At 73.6% G+C, this 21,773-nt stretch carries 19 protein-coding genes and 2 pseudogenes; 16 read left to right on the top strand and 5 right to left on the bottom strand.

What is annotated here, in order from left to right:
• A pseudogene (locus ABT137_RS38415) lies at positions 1-134 on the bottom strand (esterase); the annotation flags it as partial.
• A 201-nt stretch (positions 135-335) separates the two neighbouring features.
• Between ABT137_RS38415 and ABT137_RS38410 the strand changes: the two are divergent.
• From ABT137_RS38410 to ABT137_RS38400, 3 genes are all read left to right on the top strand, one after another.
• Positions 336-821 carry a MarR family winged helix-turn-helix transcriptional regulator gene (locus ABT137_RS38410; RefSeq protein WP_351716079.1) on the top strand — a complete coding sequence of 162 codons (486 nt, stop codon included), beginning with the start codon at positions 336-338 and terminating at the stop codon, positions 819-821.
• A gap of 79 nt (positions 822-900) precedes the next feature.
• On the top strand, positions 901-1,824 hold the full coding sequence (locus ABT137_RS38405) for an NAD(P)-dependent oxidoreductase (RefSeq protein ID WP_351716077.1): 924 nt from the start codon (positions 901-903) through the stop codon (positions 1,822-1,824).
• Between the two features lie 10 nt (positions 1,825-1,834).
• Positions 1,835-2,290: an RpiB/LacA/LacB family sugar-phosphate isomerase gene (locus tag ABT137_RS38400; RefSeq protein WP_351716075.1), complete on the top strand. Its 456-nt coding sequence runs from the start codon at positions 1,835-1,837 to the stop codon at positions 2,288-2,290.
• A 13-nt stretch (positions 2,291-2,303) separates the two neighbouring features.
• On the opposite strand, the gene ABT137_RS38395 is transcribed toward ABT137_RS38400, so the two are convergent.
• Together ABT137_RS38395 and ABT137_RS38390 are read right to left on the bottom strand one after the other, a co-directional pair.
• Entirely contained in the window at positions 2,304-2,669 is a 366-nt protein-coding gene (locus tag ABT137_RS38395; RefSeq protein WP_351716073.1) for a DUF6479 family protein, read from the bottom strand.
• A 112-nt stretch (positions 2,670-2,781) separates the two neighbouring features.
• Positions 2,782-3,378 (bottom strand): CBS domain-containing protein, encoded by a 597-nt coding sequence (locus ABT137_RS38390; protein ID WP_351716071.1) that lies wholly within the window; start codon positions 3,376-3,378, stop codon positions 2,782-2,784.
• Positions 3,379-3,714: 336 nt separating this feature from the next.
• On the opposite strand from ABT137_RS38390, the gene ABT137_RS38385 reads away from it, so the two are divergent.
• The 10 genes from ABT137_RS38385 (at position 3,715) to ABT137_RS38340 (ending at position 15,173) form a co-directional block, all read left to right on the top strand.
• A complete protein-coding gene (locus ABT137_RS38385) occupies positions 3,715-4,158 on the top strand; it encodes a universal stress protein (RefSeq protein ID WP_351716069.1) in 444 nt (147 codons plus the stop codon).
• A 57-nt stretch (positions 4,159-4,215) separates the two neighbouring features.
• The gene (locus ABT137_RS38380; RefSeq protein WP_351716067.1) at positions 4,216-4,596 is read left to right on the top strand and encodes a four-helix bundle copper-binding protein; all 381 of its coding nucleotides are present in this window, start codon (positions 4,216-4,218) and stop codon (positions 4,594-4,596) included.
• Between the two features lie 324 nt (positions 4,597-4,920).
• Positions 4,921-6,123 carry a Glu/Leu/Phe/Val dehydrogenase dimerization domain-containing protein gene (locus ABT137_RS38375; RefSeq protein WP_502984645.1) on the top strand — a complete coding sequence of 401 codons (1,203 nt, stop codon included), beginning with the start codon at positions 4,921-4,923 and terminating at the stop codon, positions 6,121-6,123.
• Complete coding sequence (locus ABT137_RS38370) at positions 6,123-6,959, top strand: EamA family transporter (RefSeq protein WP_351716063.1); 837 nt, start codon at positions 6,123-6,125, stop codon at positions 6,957-6,959. Before ABT137_RS38375 ends, ABT137_RS38370 begins: the two co-directional genes overlap by 1 nt.
• Before the next feature lie 65 nt (positions 6,960-7,024).
• Positions 7,025-7,471 carry a nuclear transport factor 2 family protein gene (locus ABT137_RS38365; RefSeq protein WP_351716061.1) on the top strand — a complete coding sequence of 149 codons (447 nt, stop codon included), beginning with the start codon at positions 7,025-7,027 and terminating at the stop codon, positions 7,469-7,471.
• A gap of 151 nt (positions 7,472-7,622) precedes the next feature.
• Positions 7,623-10,142: a hypothetical protein gene (locus tag ABT137_RS38360; protein WP_351716059.1), complete on the top strand. Its 2,520-nt coding sequence runs from the start codon at positions 7,623-7,625 to the stop codon at positions 10,140-10,142.
• A 124-nt stretch (positions 10,143-10,266) separates the two neighbouring features.
• Positions 10,267-12,855: a hypothetical protein gene (locus ABT137_RS38355; RefSeq protein ID WP_351716058.1), complete on the top strand. Its 2,589-nt coding sequence runs from the start codon at positions 10,267-10,269 to the stop codon at positions 12,853-12,855.
• Between the two features lie 189 nt (positions 12,856-13,044).
• Entirely contained in the window at positions 13,045-13,368 is a 324-nt protein-coding gene (locus ABT137_RS38350; RefSeq protein ID WP_351716056.1) for a WXG100 family type VII secretion target, read from the top strand.
• Between the two features lie 36 nt (positions 13,369-13,404).
• On the top strand, positions 13,405-13,728 hold the full coding sequence (locus ABT137_RS38345; RefSeq protein WP_351716054.1) for a WXG100 family type VII secretion target: 324 nt from the start codon (positions 13,405-13,407) through the stop codon (positions 13,726-13,728).
• A gap of 50 nt (positions 13,729-13,778) precedes the next feature.
• The gene (locus tag ABT137_RS38340) at positions 13,779-15,173 is read left to right on the top strand and encodes an EsaB/YukD family protein (RefSeq protein ID WP_351716052.1); all 1,395 of its coding nucleotides are present in this window, start codon (positions 13,779-13,781) and stop codon (positions 15,171-15,173) included.
• Between the two features lie 85 nt (positions 15,174-15,258).
• Here the strand turns inward: ABT137_RS38340 and ABT137_RS38335 are convergent, their stop codons facing one another.
• Positions 15,259-15,924, bottom strand: coding sequence for a LuxR C-terminal-related transcriptional regulator (locus tag ABT137_RS38335; protein WP_351716050.1), 666 nt, complete (start codon positions 15,922-15,924; stop codon positions 15,259-15,261).
• Between the two features lie 258 nt (positions 15,925-16,182).
• Here ABT137_RS38335 and ABT137_RS38330 point away from each other — a divergent pair, with 258 nt between their 5' ends.
• Both ABT137_RS38330 and ABT137_RS38325 read left to right on the top strand, forming a co-directional pair.
• The gene (locus ABT137_RS38330) at positions 16,183-17,004 is read left to right on the top strand and encodes a hypothetical protein (protein WP_351716048.1); all 822 of its coding nucleotides are present in this window, start codon (positions 16,183-16,185) and stop codon (positions 17,002-17,004) included.
• Complete coding sequence (locus ABT137_RS38325; RefSeq protein ID WP_351716047.1) at positions 17,001-19,727, top strand: right-handed parallel beta-helix repeat-containing protein; 2,727 nt, start codon at positions 17,001-17,003, stop codon at positions 19,725-19,727. Before ABT137_RS38330 ends, ABT137_RS38325 begins: the two co-directional genes overlap by 4 nt.
• An 82-nt stretch (positions 19,728-19,809) precedes the next feature.
• On the opposite strand, the gene ABT137_RS38320 is transcribed toward ABT137_RS38325, so the two are convergent.
• Entirely contained in the window at positions 19,810-20,532 is a 723-nt protein-coding gene (locus ABT137_RS38320; RefSeq protein WP_351716045.1) for a hypothetical protein, read from the bottom strand.
• Positions 20,533-20,735: 203 nt separating this feature from the next.
• On the opposite strand from ABT137_RS38320, the pseudogene ABT137_RS38315 reads away from it, so the two are divergent.
• Positions 20,736-21,773 (top strand): annotated as a pseudogene (locus ABT137_RS38315) (hypothetical protein); the annotation flags it as partial.

The raw sequence follows: 21,773 nt of genomic DNA, 5'->3' as shown, positions 1-21,773 counted from the left end.
GACTGGACCTCGTCGACGGCCTTGCGGCCCTCGGCGGGGGCGAGGTCGAAGAGGTAGGGCGGGTTGGCGGTGGCCTCGACGAAGGCCTGCGCGGCAGGCTCGAGGACGGGGCGGACGGGCGTGGCGTCGGTCATGACGGCCTCCTCGGTTCGGGTGCCGCGCACAGGGGTGGCCGGCGATGTTCGCCGGGTGGCGGCACGAGAGAAACAGTAGCGCGCGATTAAGTCGTGCGCTACTTGTTTCTGGTCGATCTATTGGTGTCCGATATCATCGGATGCGATGTGTTTGGGCTCCATAGGGTCGAGGGGACCGGAAAGCTAAGGTGGTGAACGGCCATGAACGCCGCAGGAACCAGGAGTCGCCCCGTGGACCGCACCGATGCCGAGCCGGCCGAGGGCTCGCTGCTCCTCGACGACCAGCTCTGCTTCGCGCTGTACGCCGCCTCGCGTGCGGTGACCGCGCGCTACCGGCCGCTCCTGGACGAGCTGGGGCTGACCTATCCGCAGTACCTGGTGATGCTCGTCCTCTGGGACCAGGACTCGGTGTCCGTGCGCGAGCTCGGTGCCGCGCTGCAACTGGAGTCGAGCACGCTCTCCCCGCTGCTGAAGCGCCTGGAGGCGAGCGGACTGGTCACCCGGGAACGGCGCCCCGACGACGAGCGGTCCGTGGCCATCCGGCTGACCGAGGACGGCGCCCGGCTCCGGGACCGCGCCCGCAGCGTCCCGGTCGCCATCGGCGACGCCATGGGCCTGACGCGCGAACAGGACGCCATGGCCAAGCAGTTGCTGCGCCTGCTCACCGCGAACGTCTCCGTCGGCTGACGGCACCCCGTACCCCGCACCGGGCGCCGTACGGTGCCGGTGATCCGCATCCACCGCACGGCGACCAGGAGGTGCGACGATGACGCAAGCCGCCGGCGATCCCGGTGCCCCGACGTACGGCTTCGTCGGGCTCGGAGTGATGGGGCAGCCGATGGCACTCAATCTCGCCCGGGCCGGCACCCCGCTCGTCGTGTGGAACCGGACGTCCGAGCGGGCGGAGGCGCTGCGGACGGCCGGGGCGCGGGTGGCGGCGAGCGTCGAGGAGGTCTTCGCCGACGCCTGTGTCGTGTTCGTCATGCTCGTCGACGAGGCGGTGACGGACACCGTCCTGGGCCGGGGCGGCCCGGAGTTCGCGAAGCTGGTCGCCGACCGGGTCGTCGTGTCGACGGGCTCGACGGCACCGGAGTACGCGCGAGGGCTCGCCGCCGACATCGAGGCCGCCGGCGGCCGTTTCGTCGAGGCCCCGGTCTCCGGGTCGCGCAAGCCGGCCGAGGCGGGCGAACTGGTCGCGATGCTCGGCGGCGCCCCGGACACGGTGGCGGAGGTGAGGCCGCTGCTCGCCCCGATGTGCCGGGAGACCGTCTACTGCGGTCCGGCCGGTTCCGGCGTCCTCATGAAGCTGGCCGTCAACCTCTACCTGGACACCACGCTCGCCGCGCTGGCCGAGGCCGTCCACTTCGCCCAGCGGCAGGGCCTGGACCTGGAGACCTTCCGCGCCGTCGTCGACTCCGGCCAGCTGGGCAGCGGCATCACCGAGGTCAAGGTCCCGATGCTCGCGGCCCACGACTTCACGGTGCAGGCCGCCACGGCCGACGCCTACGCCAACACCCGGCTCATCGCCGACGCCGCCCGCGCGGCCGGGATCGCCACGCCCATGCTCGACCTCAGCAGCGACCTCTACGGCGAGAGCGTGCGGCTGGGCAACGCCCGTGACATGTCCTCGGTCCTCACCGCGATCGAGGCCCGCACGGACGCCGCGGCGCCGCCGCCGGTCACCGGCTAGGCTCCCGGGCATGCGGATCTCCGTCTCCTCCGACATGGACGAACCCGTCGCCCGCCTCCTCGTCGAGGAGTTGCGCCGCCGCGGCCACGACGTGCGCACGTACGGCGCCCTGGAACCCGGGGCCGACCCGCAGTGGGCCGTCTGTTCGGAGGCGGCCGCCCGCGACGTCGCCGCCGGCGCCGCGGACCAGGCGGTGGTGTGCTGCTGGACCGGCACCGGGGCGTCGATCGCCGCCAACAAGGTGCCCGGTGTCCGCGCCGCCCTGTGCGTCGACGCGTACACCGCCGACGGCGCCCGCCGGTGGAACGACGCCAACGTCCTCGCCATCGGCCTGCGCCTGACCTCGCAGCCGGTGCTCAAGGAGATCCTCGACGCCTGGTTCGCGGCCACGCCGAGCCAGGACGCCGAGGACCTCGGGAACGTGGCCCACGTCGGTCGCCTCGACGCGGGCCGCGGGACTGTCTAGGGAGGGTCCAGGGTCAGTGGGCGCCGAGCCCGCCGCCGCCGAACGAGCCGCTGGAGCCCGGACTCCAGCGCGGCCGGTCCTTCGACGTGCTCGGCCTGGTCTGCTGGTTGCTGAGTTCGTACGGGGTGAGCGGACGGCCGCCCTTGGGCATCACGGGGATCTCCTCCGACTCGCGGTTCTCCCGGATCTCGTGCACAGCACCCTCGGGTGGCAGCTTCGGCTGCTCCTCGGGGCGCGGCCGGGGTGACTCGCGGTACTTGATCCGGTTGCCCAGCCAGAAGCCCCCGGCGAGCATCGCCAGCACGGCCACGGCCACCACGAAGAGCGCGAGACTCAGTAGGCCACTGGGAGCGGCCAGCTGCATCGGTTCCGTACTCATAGCAAAGGGATACCCCACCCAGAACTGTACGAACCGGACGTAATCGGTGACTGATCGTACACAGTGGGCGACAGCAGGGGGGTACAAGGCTCAACGGGGGTCCGGCTGGGCGTCAGTGCGGGTCGTTGCGTGGCGAGACCGGGCAGAGGTGGCAGTGGACGTCGACCACGCCCTCCACGGCGCGGGCCAGTTGCTCGGCGACCGGCGCCGGTTCCGGGCCGTCGATCCAGCCCGTCAGGGTGACGACCCCCTCGGTGACCTCGACCCGGATGTGGTCGGCGGAGAGCGGGAACAGGCGGTCGACGACCTCCCGGCGTACCTCCTCGGTCAGTTCCTCGTCCGCGCGCAGGAACACCTTCAGCAGGTCGGCCCGGCTGACGATGCCCCTGAGCAGCCCCGCACCGTCGACGACGGGCAGCCGCTTGACCCCGCGCCGGGCCATGACGCGCGCTGCCTCCGCGACGGTGGCGTCGGGGTGCACGGTCACCGCGGGCGCGTTCATCAGCTCCCCGGCGGTCACCCCGCGGGCCCTGGCCAGGTCGGCCTCGGACACGACGCCGATCACCCTGCCCTCGCCGTCCAGTACGGGCAGGGCACTGACCTTCCACCGGTCCATCAGCGTGACGACGTCCTTGAACGGGGCGTCACGGCCCACGGCCACGGGGTTGCGGGTCATCACGTCGCCGACGGTGTGCGGGCTGCCGTGCATGGTCGCCTCCTCGGATCCCGCCGATCACGAGAGGGCGGGAAGGACGCCATCCGCTTCTCGCGGATCCTGATTGCGCGGTGCGCGGCCGTGGCCGACCGCTTCCCCGCGTCACTGCGGGTCCTTCCCGTCACCTCCAGCACACCACGGGAACGCCCACGCCACCAGGGCCCACCGGCCCGGAATTCATTCCCCCTCGCACGTGCGGCGGGCGGCGGACCGCGTCATGCCCCCGGCCGCACTTCTCTGGCGGTGCGGCCGCCCGTCGCGCAGCGTGGAGGAGGGGCCTGCCGGACGCCCGGGGAGGGCGCGAGGGGAGCCCGAGGAGAGGTGGAACGCATGGACAGGGATGTCACCGATCGCCGGGTCGTGGTCGGCATCGACGGATCAGCGTCCTCGTACGCCGCCCTGCGCTGGGCGCTGCGGTACGCCGGCCTCGTGGGCGGTGTCGTGGACGCGGTCGCCGTGTGGGAGCTGCCCGGGCTGTACGGATGGTCGGGGCCCGCCGTGGACATGGACCTCGACGCGGAGGAGGCCCGGGACCGGATGCGGCAGGAGCTGACCGACGTGCTCGGCGCGGACGCGGCGGGCCCGGTCCGTTCCCACCTGGTGCACGGCAACACCACCGACGTCCTGCTGCGGGCCGCGGAGGGCGCCGAGGCCCTGGTCGTCGGAAGCCGAGGCCGGGGCGGGTTCGCCCGCGCGCTGCTCGGTTCCGTCAGCCAGCAGGTGTCCCAGCACGCCACCTGCCCGGTCGTGATCGTCCGCGCGGAACAGGACTGAGCCGCGACCGGCGACACGCGGCGTTTGCCCGCGCCGCGTGCTGGTTACCCGGGCCGCATGACTTGGACGTCTTCTCAGCAGGACCTGTACCGGTTCCTGGAAGACCGGTTCGCGTGCGCGCAGGCGTGCACGGAGTGCGCCCGGATGTGCGCGCTGCGTGCGGGGGTGCTGGATCCGGGCGGGGCCGCCGACGCCGAGGCGGTTCGGTTGCGCCGCACCGGCATCATGTGCGCCGAGGTGTGCGACGCCACCTGCCGGGCACTGACCGAGGAGACCGACCGGGACGCGGACGGTCTGCGCGTCCAGCTGGAGTGGTGCCGCACCGTCTGCCTCGACTGCGCGCGGGCCTTCGAGGCCCGTCCGGGCGCCGAGCCGAGCGCGGCCGCCTGCCGGGCGTGCGCCGCGGCCTGCACGGACTTCATGGCGGCGCTCGGCTGACACCAGGGCTCCCGACACGGCGAAACCGGTGAAACGGGTGAAACCGACGGCATCGGCGCCCGGTTCGGTGCGCGGGCGGCGCCGATCGGCGACCGGCAGTCCCCGATAGGGGACCCGGCCTGCCCCTGGAACGGGGAACTGCCCATTGATCCATGGCCCGAACTACCGTCGGAGCGCGCGCGGGTGGCCGCTTTTCGACGGTCGTCGGCCGCCACTGGTGACGGCCGCTCCCAGGTCGTCGCCGGCTACCACCGGTGCGCTCCGTGGCCTTTCCTCATCGGCTTTCGCAAGGAGCCCATCGCCGTGAACAGCGGTCTTCTCGCCATGCCCGCGGTCCGTGCCGGTGCCGCCGCACCCCGACCTCCCGAAGCAGCACTGACCTGGACCGACCCCGTCACGGGACGCCAGGGCTTCCTCGTCATCGACCGTCTCGTCCGGGGCCTGGCCAGCGGTGGCCTGCGGATGCGCGAAGGCTGCCGTTACGAGGAGGTCAGGGAGCTGGCGGCGGCGATGAGCGTGAAGGAGGCCCTGCACTACGACCCCGCGGGCCGCTACCTCCCCATGGGCGGCGCGAAGGGCGGGATCGACTGCGACCCGCTCAGCAGCGAGGCACGCGGTGTGCTCTCCCGCTTCCTCGCGTTCATCCGGCCGTACGTGGCGAACCACTGGGCGACCGGCGACGATCTCGGCACCACCACGGAACTCATCGAGGAGGTGCTCGGCGAGCTGGGCGTGGCCGGCTGCATCGCCCCGGTCGTGCGCACCCTCGACGACCCCGCGGCCGCGCGGAAACGTTTTGCTGACGCGTTCGCCGTAGAGGTCGACGGCATCGGGCTCGCCGAACTCGTCGGCGGCTGCGGGGTCGCGGAGGCCGCCCTCACGGTCCTGGACGGGGACGGGATCCCCCGGTCGTCCGCCACCGCCGTCGTCCAGGGCTTCGGGGCCATGGGCGGGGCCACGGCACGGTACCTGCACGCGGCGGGCGTCCGGGTGGTCGGCGTCTCCGACGTCCACGGCACCGTCGCCAACCCGCGCGGCCTCGCCGTCGAGGACATGCTGCGCCACCGGCGGGCGCACGGAGCCGTCGACCGCGGCCGGCTCGGTCCCGACGACGTCCTCCTCGAACGCGACGCCTGCCTGGCACTCGAAGCCGACGTGCTGGTCCCGGCCGCGACCTCCTACAGCATCCACGGCGGCAACCAGGACCGGATCGCCGCCCGGTACATCGTGGAGGCGGCGAACCTCCCCGTGACGGCGGACGCGGAGGAGCGACTGCTGCGGCGCGGCTGCGTCGTCGTCCCGGACGTCGTGGCCAACTCCGGGACCAACGCCTGGTGGTGGTGGGTGCTCTACGGCGACATCGCCCCGGACGCGGCGGCCTCCCTGGCCAGGGTACGGACGGCGCTGCGCACACTGGTGACCGAGACCCTGCAGCTCGCCGCGGACGCGGTGTGCACGCCCCGCGAGGCCGCACGCCATCTGGCCGACGCGAGACGGGACGTCCTGCTGAGCCGGCCGGGTGCCTGATGATCACCACGCTACTGGCCACCGTCGCGGCGGTGGGGTGGGGAGCCGCGGACTACTGCGGCGCCCGCGCGTCGCGGACCATGTCCGCCGGGCGGGTCGTCCTGCTCTCCCAAGTGCTGTCCCTCCCGGTGCTCGTCGGCTGGCTGGCGGCGACCGCGGACCACGGACCCGACCTGACGGCCCTCGCCTGGGGATGCGCGGCCGGCGCCTTCGGAGTGCTGGGCCTGGTGCTGCTCTACCGCACGCTGGCGGCCGAGGGGATCGTGCTCGTCGCCCCGGTCACGGCGGTCACGGCGGCCGTCGTACCCCTGGCGGTCGGGCTGGCCCTCCAGTCGGCTCCCGGGCCGTTCGCGCTGTGCGGCGTCTGCTGCGCGCTGCTGTCGATCGCGCTGGTGAGTCTGGTGGGGCGGGTCCGGCGGACCACCGTCGCGCTGCGCACCCTGCTGCTGGCCCTCGCCACGGGCGCGGCGCTCGGACTCCAGCTCGTCCTCATCTCGCATCCGGGACCGGAGGCCGGCCTGTGGCCGCTGGCCGGCGCCCGCGCGGTCTCCATCCTGTGCGTGGCTCCGGGCGCCCTGCGCGGATGGTCACGGACGGGCGGTGCGCCCGTGCCCTGGCTGCCCGTCGTGCTGTCCGGTGTGCTCGACACGGCGGCCTTCGCCTTCTGCCTGTTCGCCGCGGACCAGGGGCTGCTGAGCGTGGTCGGGTCGGTCGTGTCGCTCTACCCGGCGGCCACCGTCGTACTCGCGCTGGTCCTCGACGGCGAACGCGTGACGGCCCGTCAGGCGCTGGGGCTCTTCCTCGGGGCCGGCGCGCTGTTACTCGTCAGTTTGTAGAGGCGTAGAGACCCCGCGTCAGCGGCCACGGACACCACATCACCGCCCGAAGAGGAACCACCCGCATGAGCAACGATCAGGAACAGCAGGAACAGCAGGTGCTGCAGGCCGCCGGCGACCTCGTGGCCGCCTTCGCCGAGGAGCGTCTGGACGACTACTTCTGCGCCTTCGCCCCCGACGCGACCTTCGTCTTCCACACCACCGACCGGCGCATCGAGTCCGTCGCCGAGTACCGGCGCGTCTGGGCCCGCTGGGCGGCCGACGACGACTTCCGGGTGCTGAAGTGCCTCTCCTCCGACCGCAGGGTCCAACTCTGGGACGACACCGCGGTGTTCACCCACACCGTGGAGACGGACGTCTCGACCCGCACCGGCACCGGGACCCTCCACGAGCGGGAGACCATCGTCTTCCGCCGCACGGCGGACGGCCGCTGGCTCGCCGTGCACGAACACCTCTCCCCGGCCGCCGGCTTCTCGCCCGACCCGACGGAGCAGCCCCGTCCGCTCGGGTGACCGGAGCCGCCGGCACCCGTGGCGAACCGATCTTGTCGGCCGTCCGTAGCTGTAGGTGAGGCCGGAGCCGGTGAACCGAGCGACGGAAGCCGTGCACCGACGTACGTCCGGTACGTCCGGGAAGGGCACGCCGTCACGGAAGGAGCAGTTCATGTCCCGCTGGGGGACCCTCTTCACGCGCCTGGCACCAGGCCGGGGCGAGCAGCCCGGCAGCGCGCCGGGAGAGCCCGACACGCCCGTCCTCGTCGACGAGTACGACGGGCTGACCCTGCTGCGCGCCACCGAACAGGCCGCCCCCGGCCCGGAGGAGGCGGCGGAACTCGCCCGGGCCCTGGGTGCCGGAGGGGGCCAGACCGTCGCCACCGTCGTCGTCGGAGTCGACGGCCCGGTGCCGCCCGAGCTGTGGACCCGGCTGGGGGACGTCCTCGACACGATCCGGGACAACGGCTCGACGACCGTCCGCCTGGTGGTCTCCGGCGCGGGAACCGGCGCCCCGGACCGGCCCGCCCTCGCCCAACGGATCGCCGACACCTGGGGGCTGGGCGTGATCGCGCCCGACGGCAGCGCACTGCTGGTCCCCGGCGGATCCCTCTTCGTCCCCGACGCGCCCACGCCGTCCGGCGGCTGGCAGCTCTTCCAGCCCGGCACGGAGCCGACGCCACTGGGCGCGCGCCATCCCGCCCCCGGCTGGCAGACCGCCTTCGCGGCGCTGCCCGAACACACCGTCGCCGGACACGCCGTACGCCCCGTCCCCGCCGGTGTGCTGCTCCAGCCGCCGGGAACGCCGCCTCCCGTCCCCGGCGACCTGTGCTACGCGGTGCCGGTCGACGCCGCTCACCCCACCGTGCTGGTCGGCGTGCCCGGCCCCGGCGGCGGTGCCCGGATCCCGGCCGACGACCTGGCCGCGCTGCTCGCCGCGCTGCCGCCGGCGGTGCGCGACCACATCCGGGTGGCGCCCGGCGCCGAGGGTGACCTGCTGCCCGTCGTCCAGCAGGTCACCGGCGCGCTGGACATCGAGGTCGAGGTGCTCACCGGTCCGCCGCTCGCGGTCCGCGCCGCGACACCGGCCGACGGGGACCTCGCCGCCGGTCCGGTCCTCGTCGACGGCACCGGCCGGCCGACCTGGCGGCCCTACGTCGAAGCGGTGATGTGCCACCCCGGCAGCTCCGGCGACGCCGCGGAGGCCGCCGCTCCCCGGCTGCTGCGCTGGCGTTCCCCGGTGCCCGGCGCCCAACTCCAGGACGCGGGCGTGGTCCGGCTGTCGGAGCGGTGGCAGGTCACCATGACCCGGTCGGGGCTCGCCCTGGGGCCCGCCGGACAGCCCCTGCCGCTCGCCGGGCGCCCCGTGCTCGCCGACCAGCTCGCCGTCGAGATCGGCCCGTCGGACGAGCCGCTCGACGAGTCCTGCTGGGCCGCCCTGTCGCACGTGCTCGACTACCTCGACCCCGAGGCCCGCGAGTACACCGTCCTGCACGCACCCGGCCGCTCGGCCGAGGAGAGCCGCATGCTGCGCCGGCTCGCCGTACAGCACGGAGTCCGGATGCTGTGGCCGCCGACCGCCGGCGCCGACCCGGAGGCCCTGCCCGAGCCCGCCGCCGCGGAACCGCCCGCGCCCTCCGGCGGGGACACCCCGGCGCCGGACGGCTTCACCCTCTACCGCGACCGGATCAGCGGTATCGTCCAGGCCGCCAACGGGGGCCGGTACGACGACGCCACGGCCCTCGCCACGGCCCTGGAACGCGAGGCGTTCACCACACACGGCTCGGAGCACCCCACGGCCCTGCAGATCCGCCAGATCAGGGCCCACGTGATGCGGCTGGCCGGGCACAACGCCCTCGCGGCCGACCTCTACCGGCGCGTCGCGTTCAGCCTGCTGGTGACCGCGGGCCTGGACAGCGTCGACGCCGAGCAGGCGGCCGGCAACGCGGACGCCTGCTGGCGGGACACCGGCGACATCGCGCTCGCCCTGCGCATCGCCCCGTCGATCATCGCGCTGCGGCAGAAGCTGCCGGGCCCCGACGGCCGCTGGCTGCGGGCCGCGGAGCGCTACCGGGACCAGCTCGACGCCGCCCACGGCATCGTGCCCGCACCGGAACTGCCGTCTGCCGTACCGGTGCCGGTACCCGCGCCGGTGCCCGCGCAGACGGCGCCCGTTGCGGCCGCGGCGGCCGTCGCGCCCGCCGCGGCCGGCCCCGGAGGGGCACCGGCGGTCGCGCCCCCTGGCCTGCCGGCAGCGGCCGTCCCGGCGGCCGACGCCGGAAGGCCTTCGGCGGTCGCCGCGGCGGACTTGCCGTCCGCGGTGCCGGCACCGGTGCCGGTTTCGGCGTCGGCGTCGGGCGCAGCCGTCCCGGCCGATTCCGGAAGGCCGCGCGTGGTCTCCGGGCCGGGAGCGCCGTCCACCGCCGCGTCCGCGGTGGTTCCCGCCGGTGCTGCCGTTCCCGTCGCCGCAGGGCGGGGGCCGGCCCCGGCCGCCGCCGGGCCCGTGGCCGCCCCGGCCGCGCCCGCCGCCCCGCGGGCACGGCGGTCGGCGGCGTCGCGTGAGCTCGTCTCCGCGGTGCCGCCCGCACCGTCCAGGGCCGCCGGGGTCCGCACCGTGCGGCCCCCGGCCGCCGGCCAGGACGTCGAGGCCGCGGCCCCCACCGCCTGCTCGGCCGTGGCGGGCCGGGCCTGACGAGGAACCGAACACCGCGGCGGGCCGGGCCGGGGACACCCCGCGCCCCGGCCGACGGGCCCGACCGGCCGGACGGCCGTGATGGCCCCGCCGCGGCGTGACACCGACCCGAAAGCGAGCGCGGATGGCAGAGGCAACCACCGGCAGGACCACCGCGGTTGACGCGACGGCAAGGATCCAGGTCGAGCAGCACGACGGCCTGGTGGTGCTCCGCTCCGCCGCCCGGGCACCCGCTGGAGAGGTCGACGATCTGGTCCGGGTGCTGCGCTGGTCGGGCGACCCCACGGTCACGCTGCTGTCCGATGCGGCCACGACGGCGGAGCCGGACTTCTGGCCCCGCCTGAGCGCGCTCCTCGACTCGCTCCGCGCGTCCGGTCACACCGCGGTGCGCCTGGCCATGCCGGGCGCGGGCGAGGAACGCCCGGGACAGCTGGCGCCCGCCCGCCGGATCTCCGACAACTGGGGCATCACCGTGGAGGCCCCGGCCGCCGGCCTCCACCTGGTGCCCGGCGGCTCGCTGTACGCGCCCAGCGGCCCCGGCAGGCGCGGCGGCTGGCTGGGCTTCGCCCCCGGCATGACGCCGGTGCCGCTCGGCGCGCGCTGCCCGCGCCCCGTGTGGCAGGCCGCGCTGGACCAGGTTCCCGCCCACACGGCCGGCGGGTACGTGACCGAGCAGATCCCCGCCGGCCTGTATCTGCGGCCCGCGCGGGCGGCCGGTTCCGTGCCGGGCGACCTGTTCCACACCGTCCCGGTGGATCCCCGCCGGCTCACCGTGGTGGTCGGCGGCCTGCCGGGGGAGGAGGTACCGGCGGACGACGTCGTCGACGTGCTGTCCGCGCTGCCCGATCCGGTGCGCGACAGCGTCCGGCTGGCACCCGGCGGCCCCCGGGACCTGCTGCCGCTCGCCCAGGAGGTGGCCGACCGGCTCGGCGTGGCGGTGGTGGCCGCCACCGGGCTGCCGCTGCTCACCGACGGGCCCGTCGCGGGTGCCCGCGGTGTCCGCTCCGTCGTGACGGGCGCGGACGGTGCCCCCGGCTGGCTGCCGTTCGTCAACGCCGCCGAGTGCCGGCCGGCCGGCGCCACGGGGGCTCCCGCTTCCCGCCTGCTGGGCTGTGTGGCACCGCTGCCCGGCTCGGCGGTCCCGTCGGACGACGGTTCGGTCCGCCTCACCGACCGCTGGCAGGTCACGGTGACCCGGGCCGGACTGTGGCTCGGCGAACCCGGTGCGGTCCGCTCCGGGAGCGGGCTCCCGGTCGGCCCGGACGGACCCGTCATCGAGGCCGGTGCCCCGGGCCGGCAGACGGACGACTCGCTGTGGCCCGCACTGGACCACCTCCTCACCTGCCTGCCGCCACAGGTGCGGGCGACCGCCACGCTCCAGGTGTACGGCACCTCCCCGGCCGACGACCCCCGGCTCCGTGACCTGACGACCCGCCACGGACTGCGCACCGGGCCCGCCGCGACCGCGGTTCCGGGCGGGACGGAGGCCGTCCGCCACGCGCAGACCCCGGCCGTCGGAGCCGAACTCGCGGTACGGCACGCCCTGTCGGACCCGGCCCTGCCGCGCCCTGCGGCGGAACCGGGTGTGCCGCGCGCCTCCGCGGACCCGGGCGAGTCGCGTGCCTCGGCGGCCGCCCTCGTACCCCGTACCTCGGCCGATCCGGTGGCCGCGCCCGATCTCACCGGGGCTTGGGAGCACCTGATCCGGGGCCGGGAGGAGGTCACGGCCCCCCGGGAACCGCTCGCCCCCGACGCGCCCGCCGGACCCGATCTCGACGTGGCGTGGGAGTACCTGAGCCGGCGCTCCGCGACGGTCGCCGACTCTGCGGACGGACAGACACCCCGGCCGGGCCCCTCCCGCCCGGACGCCACCGAGCAGGTACGACCGGTGCCCGCCCGCTCCTCCTCCTCCTCCTTCCGCGCGGGCCACCGCAGCAGCCCCGCTGAGCACACGGCCCTGCGGCTGCTCGCCGGACCGGCCTGGGAGCGGCACGCGCCCGCCGTCGCCCGTGCGCTCACCCGGCTGCCGGCCCTGTCCGACGCGGAACGGGAGGCGGCCGAGGCCGACTTGACCGCCCTCCGGCTCTACCTCGACGACCCGGGCGGCCTGCTCGACCACCGTGCGCTGGCCGCGGCCTGCCACGGGCGCGACGACCGGCTCCTGCCGTTCGCCGCCTGCCTGGTGTCGGCCCTGCGCCGGCTGCCCACGCACCGGGGCGCGGTCCTGCGCGGCGCCGGCTCCGCGCTGCCCGAGGCGGTGGACCCGGAGACCGACCCGCTGCGGCCCGGCACCGTGCTGAGGGACCGGGCTCCGCTCGGCGGCGTCCGGGCGGGCGCCGGGGGAGCGGGACCGGGATGGCCGCGCGGTCCGCGCTACGCCGTCTGGTCGGTGACCGGCCGGCTCGCCCGGCCGCTGTTCGCCGACCCCGGACGGCCCGAGGAGGTCCAGGAAGTGGTGTTCGCCCCCGGCACCCCCTTCATGATCCTCGACGTACGGCGCACCGGCCCGTCCCCGGTCGTCCTGCTGCGCGAACTGCCCTCCTCGGGCGGGGCACCGGCGTCCAAACCGGGCCAGGACGCGCATGCCGAACTGGGCGAGGCGGACCGCGCCGCGCTCGCCGGCCTGGACGAGGCGCTCCGCGGCCGGGGAGCCCAGAGCGCCGGCGGAGGCTGGCCGGAGCGGTGCGCGGGCCCGGTCGGGGAGGGCCCCTAGAGCAGACCTGGCGTCACATCAAGTCCCTTGCCCTGCAAGGGACTTTCGGCGTGCCCGGAACCCGACCCGCACCGGGACACCGGGCGCCCCCCCGGGGGGGGGACACCGGAAAGGGGATCTGTCCGCCCCCCGTATACCGCTGCGACGCTTACTGGGCCGGTATTACGCCACCCGGAGAGGAGCAGTACGGTGACCGACTTCAAGGTGACACCGGAACAGATTTCGGACGCCGCGGTGTCGTGCGACAACACGGCGGCCCAGATCCAGGGCCAGCTGACGGAGCTCAAGACCTACGTGGCCAACCTGGAGAGCTCGTGGCAGGGCATCGCCCAGGACACCTTCCAGGCCCTCATGCAGGAGTACGACATCTACTCCCGCATGCTCCACGACGCGCTCACCGACATCGCCAGCGGCCTGCGCGGCAACTACGTCAACTACGGCGACGCCGAGCAACAGAACATCAACTCGATCAACACCATCGAGGCCGGCCTCTCCAACGCCAACCTCAGCTGACACCCGGCACAACACCCAGCGCACCAGGGAGTGATCATGGCAGGAAATGTCGACGGCGCGAACCTCGTGGTCCGGCCGGAACTCGCCTATGCGGGCAAGGACATCAACAGCAAGGCCCAGGCCATCGCGGACGAACTGCACGACCTCAATCTCAAGCTCCAGCCGGTCCTCGCCGGCGGCGACTGGACCGGTGACGCGCAGCGGTACTTCGAGGGCCTGGAAGCGGAGTGGACCTACGCCGCGAACGGTCTCTTCGGCCCGGACGGCGTGCTCGGCGAGATCGCCAACGCGATGCACGTCAACTGGAACAACTACGCCGAGGCCGAGTGGTCCAACGGCCGCACCTGGCAGCACCACTGACCCGTCGCCCTGTGGCGGAACGCCCCCGCATCCCCTGAGGAATCGTCATCGTGGATGAGCACTGCCGTATCACCGTCGTCGGCGAGCGCCGGAGGGTGGACCTCGCGGTCCCCGCCGGCGCCCCGATCGTGAGCTATGCCGACACCCTGGCGCGTCTGTGCGACCAGCAGGAGTCCGACATCATGCCGGCGGCCTGGACCCTGGGCGCGGCGACCGGGAGTGCCTTCGCCCCCGAGTGGTCGCTCTCGGAGCTGGGCGTCACCGACGGCCAGGTCCTCTACCTGCGCGACGCCACCGCCGACGAACTGGACGACCCGGTCGTGCACGACGTCGCCGAACGGGTCGCCGACGTCTCCGGAGGCGCCCTGGAGCGCCGCTGGGACGCCCGCTCCCGGACCTACACCCTGACCGCGCTCGCCCTCGGCTGGCTCGTCGCCACGCTGTTCGTGCTCGCCGTCCGGCACCGGCCGGACGTGGGCCTCCTCCTGGACGTCGCGCTGGCGGCCGGCCTCGCCCTGCCCGTGCTGGCCTGGGTCGCGGCGGAGCGCACCTGGCCCGTCCCGGCGGCGCTGCGGATGACGATGGCCCTGTGCGCGGTGCCCGCGCTGGCCCTGGGCGCCTGGTCCGCCGCCCTCGGCCAGGGCCTCCGGCAACTCGGCCTGGAAGGGGCCATGACCCGGACCGGGCTGGCCGTGGCGGCCCTCGCCCTGGGCGCGCTACTCGGTGCCTTCCTCGCCGCCGTGGCGGCACCGGCGGTGACCACCTCCGCGACCCTGTTCACGGCCGCCGTCGCGGCGGTGCTCGGCGTCGGCCTCGCGGCGCTGCGGGCGGACGGCGTCCAGGCGGCCTCGGTCGTCGCCGTGGCCGCGTTCGCCCTGCTGACCGTCGTACCGTCGGCCGTGAGCGGCACCGTTGCCTTCACCTGGCGGCGGGTCAGGATGCGGGTGCAGGAGGAGCCGCGCGACGACGAGGTCGCCGGCGCCGTACGCTCCGCCACCGTCCTGCTGGCCGTCTGGAGCGGCGCCCTGAGCGTGGTGCTCGGCGGCGCCCTGGTGGTCATGGCGGCCTCCGCCTCCCCCTACGCCAACCTCGCGGCCGGGCTGCTGGGGCTCGCGGTGCTGTTGCGTGCCGGGTCGGCCCGGCTGGTCGCCGAGGTGGTGCCGCTGCTGCTGGCCGGCACGGCCGGGCTCTTCACCCTGCTGGCCACCGGCCCCGAGCGGTTCGGTTCGGCGACCTGGGCGGGCCCCGTGTGCAGCGCCCTGGTCGCGGCCGTGCTCCTGGTCTACGGCTTCCGGCGCATGATGCGCCGCCCGGACCTGCCGGCGATGGCCAGGCCCCGCTGGCTGGCCGGCTTCGGCTCGGTCCTGGCCGGCGGCAGTGTCGCGCTGGCGGTGGCGATGTTCGGCACCTTCGGCGCGCTCGTCGGCCTGGGGCACCACATCTGACCGGGGGGATCACATGACGACGACCGCCGGCCCGCACACCTGCTGTGCGGGCCGGCGGTCACGACGGGAAGGGCGCGACGCGATGTCAGGCGGCCAGGGCGGGGCTGCGGAACTCGTCGTCCTGGAGCAGACCGAGCTCGATCGCCTTCCGGGTGAGGTCGGCCTTGTTGCGGACGTTCAGCTTGTTCCTGATCCGCTTCACATAGGTGCTGACCGTGGCCTCCGTCAGCCCCATCCGACGCGCGATCTGACCATGTGTCAGGCCCGTGGCCAGCAGCTTCAGCGCCTCCCGTTCCCGGTGCGCGAGAGCGGGGGCAGGGGTGCCGGCGGGCTGCCGCAGCTCGTGGTGGAGCCGGCCGGCGAGGCCGGGCGCCACATGCAGACCGCCCAGCGCGACCGTCTCGACCGCGCGCAGCAGCTCCTGCTCGCCGGCCTGCTTGCCGACACAGCCGTAGGCACCGGCCCGCAGCGCGTCGGTCACCGGCTGCCAGCCCGACAGGTCGGCGACCACCAGCACCCGTCCGCACTCCGTGAGCGCGGCCACGGTCTTGGCGAGCGACGGTCCGGGCTGCGGCGGAGCGCCGTAGACGATGACGTCCAGGCGCTGCGCGTCGGGTTCCGGCAACTCCGCGGGATCGGCGGCCAACGCGACCACCCGCAACAGCGCGCTGCCGGAGAGCAGGGTCTCCAGACCCAGGCGCACCAGACTGTGCTGCTCGACGACTGCGATCTGAGCAATCTGGGGGGACATTGCGCTCCTGCCATTTATCGGTTCCGGTGAGTTCCTGAGTACGAACGTAGCCCCCGCGTCAGCCCCCATCCCCGCCCTTGGCCCCGTGAGAGAAAACACGTGAACCCGTCCGTGACCTCCTACGTAACTCAAGTCGGGTGCCCTGCGGCCGAGTAGCCCAGCCGTGCGCCCGCACCGCGGCTTTTCGTCCCGCCGTCCCATTCCCATTCCTATTCCCAGGACTATTCAGACACTCAGCAATGAGGGGTGCTTTCCCGCATGATTGAAGAGGACTGGCGTGAGTTCTCCTCCGCATTCGCCGAATCCGTACGGCCGGAGGACCCGCGCGGCCGGACCGGCAAGCGCATGCTCGTGGTGAGCGTCTCCACGCTCCTGGCCGTCGCGCTAGGCGCGCTGGTGTACGGCGCGCTCGGCGGCCCGGCCTTCGCCCTGCCCAGCGAGGTCAAGCCCATCGCCCCCAGCCCGGACGCCACGCCCTACCAGGCCGGCGGCCAGAGCGCGGGACAGACCTGGAAGGCCATCGCCGGCCCCGACTGCGCGGCGAGCAGCGACGGCTCGACCGGCTTCGCCGCCTATGGCTACTCCACCGGCACCGACGCCGACGGCACCACCGCCTGGACCCAGTCGGACAGCGGCGGTTACACCGGCGAGGCGTGCACCGGCGGCTATCTGTCCATGCCGGTCTCCGGCAAGGCGGACGGCTACAGCTCCACCCGCTACGCGCTGTGGAAGTACGACTTCAGCTCCCACTTCACGGTCGCGTCCTGCCGGGTCTCCAGCTACGTGCCCACCAACTCCTCCCGCACCCGGGTCGGCGGCTCGCCCGCGTACTTCTACTACTACGACGACGACTACACGGCCGGCGCCGGCGCGGACCAGGAGCCCAAGGCGCTCGGCGGCTTCCTCGTCGACCAGACCGGCAAGACCCACCAGGGCCGCTGGTACACCTCGCCCGCGTTCACCGTGCGGACCGGCCGGGTCACCGTCAGGCTCGTGGACGCCGGGGCGGAGAGCGCCGACGCGGCCGAGGGCGTCCATGTCGCCGCCGCCCAGCTGCGACTGACCTGCACCTCGACATGAGCGCCGGACTGCGCGTCGCCCCACGCGGCTGGGGCACGTACAAGACGATCGTCGCCGCCGTCCGCGAGGCTCCCGAGGGCGCCGTGATCTCCGTCCAGCCCGGCACCTACACCGAGAGCGTCGTCCTGGACCGGGACATCACCCTCGCCGCCGAGAAGGGCCGCGGCACGGTACGGCTCGTCGCCGGCGCCCACGGGCCCGCGCTCACCGTGCAGAGTCCCGGCGGCCGGGTGCAGGGCCTGGTCCTCGAAGGCCGCGGCACGGAACCGGCCGTCCTGGTCACCTCGGGCGCGGTGGAGGTCAACGGCTGCGAGATCACCGGCGGGGGCGTCCAGGTCACCGGCACCGCCAAGCCCGTCCTCAGGGACTGCGAACTCCACCACACCGGGGACATCGGGCTCTACCTCGGCGGCGACAGCCGCGCCGTCGTGGAGAACACCGGGATCAGCGACGTGGACGCCGTCGGCATCCTGGTCGACCACGGCGCGGCCCCCACCCTCACCCGGGTTTCGGTGACCCGCACCGGCGGCCACGGCATCCGCGTCACCGGCGCGGCCCGCGCCGCCCTGGAGCTCTGCGCCGTCACCCACACCGGCGCCGCGGCCGTCGCCATCGACGACAACGCCCGGCCCGTGCTGCGGACCTGCCGGATCGGGGACAGCGAGGCCGGGGGAGTCGTCATCACCGGCGACGCCGGGGCCGACGCCGCCCCCGACGACGACACGGCCGGTGAAGCGCCGTCCGCCGGGGGTGAGTTCGGGGTCGCGCTGCGCGGCTGCGAGATCGCCCGCACCGGACGGGACGGCGTGCACGTCACCGGCCGGGCCGTCGCCTCCCTCGTCGACTGCCGGGTCAGCGACATCCGCGCGGCCGGCGTCGTCGCCACCGGCTCCGGCCGGCTCCGGCTGCACGACATCACCACCACCGACACCACCGGCTCCGGCCTCGCGGTCGGCGGCGAGGCACAGGTGGACGTACGCGGCGGAGCCTTCACCCGCTCCGGCGCCAACGGCGTCTACGCCTCCGACACCGCCCACCTCACCCTCGTCGACTGCGCCGTCACCGTCTCCGCCTACACCGGGGTCCACGCCGGGGGCGGCAGCCGGGTGACGGTCCGCGACAGCCGGGTCCAGGGCACCCCGGAACACGGGCTGCGCAGCGTGGACCAGGCCCTGCTGACCCTCACCGACACCAAGATCGACGACACCGAACTGTGCGGCATCGAGGTCGACGGCGGCGACCTGTCCGCCCGCGGCTGCCGGATCACCAAGGCCGCCACCGGCATCGGCCTGCGCACCGAACACCGCCCCCTCGTCGACGACTGCTCCGTAAGCTCCTGCACCGGTGTCGGCATCGACATCGGCGCCGGCACCGCCGCACTCGTCGTCGACACCCGCGTCACCGGCACCGGGGCCGCCGGAGTCTTCGTCCGCGAGGGCGCCGCCGCCTGGCTCACCGACTGCTCCATCACCGACACCAAGGGCACCGGCCTCGTGGTCCAGGCGAAGGCCCGGCCCCGGGTGCGCGGCACCACCGTCACCGGCACCGCGAAGAACGGCCTCTACATCGCCGACAACGCCGCCGGCCGCTTCGAGGACTGCGACATCAGCGCCACCGGCTTCCCGGCCGTCTACGTCGGCAGCGCGGCGACACCGCTCCTGCGCGGCTGCCGTATCCACGACACCGACGAGGACCTCAAACTCGCCGACGGCGCCGACCCGACGATCGAGCGATGCCGCGTCGACGACGTGAAGATCAGCACCATGCCCGAGGAGGCACTGGGCGGTGAGCCGCTGCCCGCGCCGGGCGGCGCCGCGGCGCTCGCGGTGGCACCGGGCGGGCAGTCCGGCGGTCCCGGCCCCGGGACGGCGGACGGCAAGAGCGCCGGAACCCGGCAGACCCGCGCCGAGAGCCTCTCCGAAGTCCTCGCCGAACTCGACGACCTGATCGGTCTGGGGAGCGTCAAACAGGACGTCAGCACCATGGTCAAGGTCATGCAGCTGGTCCGCCAGCGCACCGAGGCCGGCCTCGCCGCCCCGCCCCTCAGCCGCCACCTGGTCTTCGCCGGCAACCCCGGCACCGGCAAGACGACGGTCGCCCGCCTGTACAGCCGAGTCCTCGCCGCGCTCGGCCTGCTCTCCCGCGGCCACCTGATCGAGGCCGACCGGGCGTCCCTGGTCGGCGAGTACGTCGGCCACACGGCGCCCAAGACCACGGCCGTCTTCAAACGGGCCCTCGGCGGCGTCCTGTTCATCGACGAGGCGTACGCCCTCACCCCCGCCGGACAGGGCAACGACTACGGTCGCGAGGCCATCGCCACCCTGGTCAAACTCATGGAGGACCACCGCGACGACATAGTCGTCATCGTGGCCGGCTACCCCGACGAGATGGAACGCTTCGTCGACATCAACCCCGGCCTGGCCTCCCGCTTCACCCGCACCCTGATGTTCGACGACTACGGCAGCGAGGAACTGGGCCGCATCGTCGAGTTCCACGCGGCCAAGCACGAGTACGAGCTGCCGCAGGACACCCGCGAGGCCCTGCTCGCCTACTTCGGCGCGCTCGTCCGCGACGACCGCTTCGGCAACGGCCGCACCGCCCGCCAGATCTTCCAGCGCATGACGGAACGGCACGCGCAGCGGGTCGTGGAACTGGTGGAGCCGACGACGGAGGACCTGGTGACCCTGCTGCCGGACGACCTGCCGGCCGTCGCCGTCGGCTGAAGGGCGCCCGACGGGGGCATGCGGAAGGGCGCCCGGCCGACTTGCTTCTCGGCCGGGCGCCCTTCCGCATGCCCTGTTCGCGTCAGATCGCCGAGGTCGACTCCGTGTCACTCACCTGCACGGCCGGCTGAGCGGTCGTCGGATCCGTCATGGACGACTTCGCGTCCGTTTCCGCGTAGGTCTGGCCGGCGTTGTTCAGCAACGCGGTGAAGGTGCCCACCAGTTCGATGCCGCCCGCACCGTCCTGCATGACCTTCGTCAGCTGCGGGTTGATCGCCTCGGCGAACTGGGCTCCGCTTTCGGCGAGTTCGTCCGGGACCCAGCTCGTCATCCGGCCGCTGACCTGAAGGTGACCGTCCTGCTGACCGAACAGATTGGGATCGTCGATGGCGGCCTGCACCTTGGTCCGCAGCGTTTCGTACGCGCTTGTCATGTTCGAGACGGCATCGAGGAAAGTCTGCTCCGCGCTACGCAGCGCACCCAGGTCGATCGAGAAGGCGTTGGTGTCCGGAAGCGGAGGAGGACCGTCGTCCGACCCGCCTCCCGGTTCGGTGGGCACCAGGTCGGGGGACGTGGTGTAGGCCATGCTCAGCTTCGGCATGGTCACCATATCGTCCGGCTTGTCGTTGTCCGAGTCGTCTGTCGGGTTGGTTGTCGCCGTGACCCCGTAGATCTCGGCGTAGGTTTCGGCCGCGTCTTCCTCGTCGCCGTGATCACTCGCGTCCGGGTCCACGTTCGGTACCCAGGGGTCGCTCTGGTATTTCGATGCGTGCGGGCTTACGTCGTCGCTGTCGCTGTCGCCCATGGGACACCCCGCTTTCTTCGGCCATCGGCCTTCTGATCGACCTGTCCATGGTGCCGGGATATGGAGAGTCGCTCGACGTCCCCATTCCAGGACGTCTCCCTCGTCAGGAACAAGGAACTACGAAATCCCTTGCCGCCACACGACCCTTAACGTGCGGACACCTATGGAGTCGCCGACGGGGCGGGGAGAGGAGACGGGAAGAGATGGCGAACGCGCACACCGACGGCGGGGCGTTGATTCCCTTGGACCGGGGGCTGTTCGAACCCGCGACCGCGTCGGCCGGCCAGGACGACGCCGTCCCGACACCGGACACACAGAGCTCTGCTCCGGCGGAACCCGTGGTCGACGGTCACGATTCCGTTCCCGGTGAAGCCGGTCAATTGTCCGCCGACGGTTCATTGATTCACCTGGACAGGGACTTCTTCACCCCGGCGACCAGGGAGACCCACGCGGAGGGCCATGTCGGCCACGGACACCACGAGGGCCACGGCGGACACGAAGGCCACACGCCGACGGGTCACGCGGACGCCGGCAGCAACACACAACTCACGGTCCCCGCATCCGCAGCGCACGAGAGTGGGGCGGGCGAGCCCCACTCGTCCGCCGCCACGTCCACACCACCGGAAACAGGGGAAGCGAGCTCGACGAATACCACCCCGGACACCGGCGACACGGATCCCGGGCAGACCACGTCGAACGGCCAGGACCTCACCGCACGGACCGTCGACGGCCAGCACCTGCTGGGGTCCGACACCCAGGACGGTGGCTGGATCTCCCAGGACGGCACGGTCTACGTCTCCAGCGACGGCACGGTGGAACACGGTCTGACCGCACCGGACGGCGCGTTCCTGGCAAACGGTGAAGTCCAGCAGATCGACGGCCAGTCGGTGTACGGGACCCGTTTGGACGACGGCTCGTTCCTGTCCGAGGACGGGAAGACCATGGTCACTGCCGGTGGTGTGGTCGAGCATGGTCAGACGACGTCGGACGGCCAGTTCGTCACGGAGCGGACTGTCGACGGCCACGATGTGTGGGGCTCTGACACTCAGGATGGGGGGTGGATTTCGCAGGACGGGACGGTTTATGTTTCGTCGGATGGTGAGGTGGAGCGTGGTCTGACGGCGCCTGACGGTTCGTTTTTGGCTAATGGTGAGGTGCGCACCATTGATGGTGCGGAGGTTTATGGGTCGCGTTTGGATGATGGGTCGTTTCTGTCGGAGGACGGGACGACGATGGTCACA

Source organism: Streptomyces sp. NPDC001980 (assembly GCF_040296885.1).
Taxonomy (GTDB): domain Bacteria; phylum Actinomycetota; class Actinomycetes; order Streptomycetales; family Streptomycetaceae; genus Streptomyces.
The sequence above is the reverse complement of the archived record's forward strand: the minus strand, read 5'-3'. Positions and strand labels throughout refer to the sequence as shown.

Bases quoted from the DNA above. Each gene is read 5' to 3' on its own strand.
- ABT137_RS38325 (WP_351716047.1), top strand. From the start codon at position 17,001: ATGAGCGCCGGACTGCGCGTCGCCCCACGCGGCTGGGGCACGTACAAG.
- ABT137_RS38375 (WP_502984645.1), top strand. From the start codon at position 4,921: ATGCCCGCGGTCCGTGCCGGTGCCGCCGCACCCCGACCTCCCGAAGCA.
- ABT137_RS38355 (WP_351716058.1), top strand. From the start codon at position 10,267: ATGGCAGAGGCAACCACCGGCAGGACCACCGCGGTTGACGCGACGGCA.
- ABT137_RS38385 (WP_351716069.1), top strand. From the start codon at position 3,715: ATGGACAGGGATGTCACCGATCGCCGGGTCGTGGTCGGCATCGACGGA.
- ABT137_RS38335 (WP_351716050.1), bottom strand. From the start codon at position 15,924: ATGTCCCCCCAGATTGCTCAGATCGCAGTCGTCGAGCAGCACAGTCTG.
- ABT137_RS38320 (WP_351716045.1), bottom strand. From the start codon at position 20,532: ATGGGCGACAGCGACAGCGACGACGTAAGCCCGCACGCATCGAAATAC.
- ABT137_RS38410 (WP_351716079.1), top strand. From the start codon at position 336: ATGAACGCCGCAGGAACCAGGAGTCGCCCCGTGGACCGCACCGATGCC.
- ABT137_RS38360 (WP_351716059.1), top strand. From the start codon at position 7,623: ATGTCCCGCTGGGGGACCCTCTTCACGCGCCTGGCACCAGGCCGGGGC.
- ABT137_RS38380 (WP_351716067.1), top strand. From the start codon at position 4,216: ATGACTTGGACGTCTTCTCAGCAGGACCTGTACCGGTTCCTGGAAGAC.
- ABT137_RS38400 (WP_351716075.1), top strand. From the start codon at position 1,835: ATGCGGATCTCCGTCTCCTCCGACATGGACGAACCCGTCGCCCGCCTC.
- ABT137_RS38395 (WP_351716073.1), bottom strand. From the start codon at position 2,669: ATGAGTACGGAACCGATGCAGCTGGCCGCTCCCAGTGGCCTACTGAGT.
- ABT137_RS38370 (WP_351716063.1), top strand. From the start codon at position 6,123: ATGATCACCACGCTACTGGCCACCGTCGCGGCGGTGGGGTGGGGAGCC.
- ABT137_RS38345 (WP_351716054.1), top strand. From the start codon at position 13,405: ATGGCAGGAAATGTCGACGGCGCGAACCTCGTGGTCCGGCCGGAACTC.
- ABT137_RS38330 (WP_351716048.1), top strand. From the start codon at position 16,183: ATGATTGAAGAGGACTGGCGTGAGTTCTCCTCCGCATTCGCCGAATCC.
- ABT137_RS38390 (WP_351716071.1), bottom strand. From the start codon at position 3,378: ATGCACGGCAGCCCGCACACCGTCGGCGACGTGATGACCCGCAACCCC.
- ABT137_RS38365 (WP_351716061.1), top strand. From the start codon at position 7,025: ATGAGCAACGATCAGGAACAGCAGGAACAGCAGGTGCTGCAGGCCGCC.
- ABT137_RS38405 (WP_351716077.1), top strand. From the start codon at position 901: ATGACGCAAGCCGCCGGCGATCCCGGTGCCCCGACGTACGGCTTCGTC.